The following is a 2,989-nucleotide window of genomic DNA, read 5'->3' on the forward strand; positions in this document are numbered from 1 at the left end:
CTCTCAACAGAATCAGAAAGCAAACCGTATCGAAGACCGCAAGCCTTACAAACGCTGGGAGTGGGCTTATCGTCAGCGTGCCTATCCGGGCAACGAAATCCCGGAACACGCAATTGAACGCGCCGAGCAGCAATTGCGCCAATGGAAAGCACGCATGCAAAAGTTCCCGCTCCAGGCCGCTACCGGTCGCTGGGTCAACCTCGGCCCCGCGCCGATCATGGGCGGTCAGACAGCCATTGATAATCAAACCCGTCCGGTCAGCGGGCGCGTGACCGACGTGGCGGTTGATCCCACCAATGCGAATCACTGGCTGATTGGCGCGGCGCAGGGCGGTGTCTGGGAAACGCGCGACGCCGGGACGACGTGGACGCCGTTGACCGACGAGCAGGAATCACTCGCCATCGGCGCGGTCGCTTTCGCGCCAAGCAATCCGCAAATTATTTATGCCGGCACCGGCGAAGCGCCGTTGGGCGGGATTCCTTATGCCGGACTCGGGCTGCTCAAATCCATTGACGGCGGCAAAACGTGGCAGTTGCTGGCGCAGACGGACTTTGCCGGCATCTGCTTCAGCGACATCAAGGTTGACCCGAAAAATCCGCTGATTGTCGTGGCCGCTGTGGCTCAAGGGCCGACGGGTTTTGGTGCGACCAAGCCGCTAGCGCCGGTGGGCGGCGTCTTCAAATCAACCAACGGCGGCGTTAGCTGGAACAGGTCGCTCGGGCTGAATAGCTGGGCCACTGATCTGGAAACCGACCCATCCGATTTCAACCGGCAATATGCGGCTTTAGGGTTGAATGGCGGCAGCACCAACAATGGCATCTATCGCTCAGAGAATGCCGGGAGCGGCTGGGCGCTGGTGAATGGCCCGACCGCCACCTGGACGACCAAAGCAGGCGGCGTGGGCCGCGTGGAATTGGCGATTGCTCCGTCCAATCCCAACATCCTGTATGTCAGCATACATGACGCAGCGAATAGCACGCCCAATGACAACCAGTTGCTCGGCATCTGGCGGACGGAAAACGCTTGGGATCCGGTTCCCGTCTGGCAGGAATTGAACACTGACGCCATTCGCGCAGGAGAGCCGCGCGACGCTGCTGGAAATCCGCGTGGGCAATTTAATTACGACCACGAAATCATCGTAGACCCCGCCAATCCCAACACGCTTTACGTCGGCGGAATTGGTTTGTATAAGACCTCTAACACCCAAGCCGACCCCATCGTCTGGGAGCAAGTTGATAACAAGCCTGACAATGCGCTGCACGTTGACCAACATACGATGGCCTGGGCGCTGCCGCCCCAAACGCAACAGACAGCCGTCAACTCGCTCGACAAATTGCCGATGAGCTTTGAACCCAATCAGGGACAGGCCGCCGCCGCCGTGCAATTTCAGTCACGCGGGTCGGGCTACCACCTGCAACTGCGTGCCACCGAAGCCGTGTTGCAATTGCAGAAAAGCCAATCCGCAATCCGCAATCCGCAATCCTCAATCCTCAAGATGAAGCTGGTCGGGGCCAGCAAATCACCACGAATCACCGGACAGCATGAATTGCCGGGCAAAAGCAATTATCTGGTCGGAAACGATCCGCAAAAATGGCGCACCGGCATCCCGAATTACGCAACGGTCAGATACCACGACGTATGGCCCGGCATTGACCTCGCCTATTACGGCAATCAGCAACAACTCGAATACGATTTCATCGTCGCGCCCGGCGTGAGTCCTAAACAGATCAAGCTCGGCTTCAGAGGCGCACGCAAACTGCGCCTCAAACGAAACGGCGAACTCGTCCTGCGCGCGGGCAGCGGTCAGGTGCGTATGCACAAACCGCTGATTTATCAGGAACGCGACGGCGTCAGAAAACAGATTCGCGGACGGTTTGCGCGGCGGGGCAAACGGCAGATCGGATTTCAGGTTGCCGCGTATGATCACAGTTTGCCGCTGGTGATTGATCCGGTGCTGTCATATTCCACTTACCTGGGCGGCGGCCTCACAGATCGCGGCAGGGGCGTCGCGGTGGATTCGAACGGGAAGATTTATCTGGCAGGCGAGACCTTTTCGACTGACTTTCCGCGGACCGTTGGCCCGTCCGGCCTCAAAGGCGGGCTGGATGTCTTCGTCACGAAAATTGACCCGGCTAAGACAGGGGCCGAATCTCTTGTCTACTCAACCTATATTGGCGGTAGCAACGGAGACGAAGCCAGAGATATTGCCGTTGATTCTTCTGGCAGAGCTTATGTGGGGGGTAATACCCAGTCATCTGATTTCCCCACGGCAGGCCCGGCTGACCCTTACAAGGGTGGAGCTGACGCCTTCGTGTTAAGGCTGAATGCCGCTGGTTCGGCACTGGAATATTCCACTTATCTGGGCAACATCAGTGATGAGTTACTTTCCGGTCTCGCGCTCGACTTAGCCGGCAATGCCTATGTGACAGGTACGTTATCAGGTGCCGTAGGTTTTCCGAGTACGGTGGCCTTGGGATTTGGCATTCCGAACCGGGCTGACTGCTTCATCACGAAGTTCAACGCCGCAGGCGCGCGCGTTTATTCAGCCGTCGTCTTTAGTAAAACTCATCAAATTGTTTTCAGGGACATCGCGGTGGACAGCGCTGGTAATGCCTACGTGACGGGCTATGCAACGATGCCTTTCTTTCCCGATTCGCAACGGGTGGGACCAGTTGATGAACAATCCAGTACTGTATTGGTTGCGAAACTGAACGCTGCCGGTACGGCGCTCGGCTATTTCACTTTTCTGGGCGGCACGGCGGGCGCTTCCGGCGCGGGGCAAGCGATTGCAGTGGATGCAACAGGCAATGCTTATGTGACCGGCAGGACTTCTTCCACGAACTTCCCCGTCGTGAATCCTGCGCAGACCACGTTGGCTGGTCAAGGCGATGCGTTCGTGGCGAAGTTCAATGCGGCGGGCAATGCCTTGCTTTACGCCACCTATCTCGGCGGCAGCGGCCTTGAAGGAGTTGATGGCAGCGGCGCTGGC

At 58.0% G+C, this 2,989-nt stretch carries 1 protein-coding gene; it reads left to right on the top strand.

Annotated features, from left to right (window positions below):
- On the top strand, positions 1 to 2,989 hold a 2,989-nt coding region (locus RMO18_RS19270), incomplete at both ends, for an SBBP repeat-containing protein (RefSeq protein WP_309668131.1).

It is taken from the genome of Tabrizicola sp. (assembly GCF_031377265.1).
GTDB lineage: Bacteria > Pseudomonadota > Alphaproteobacteria > Rhodobacterales > Rhodobacteraceae > JAUYQR01.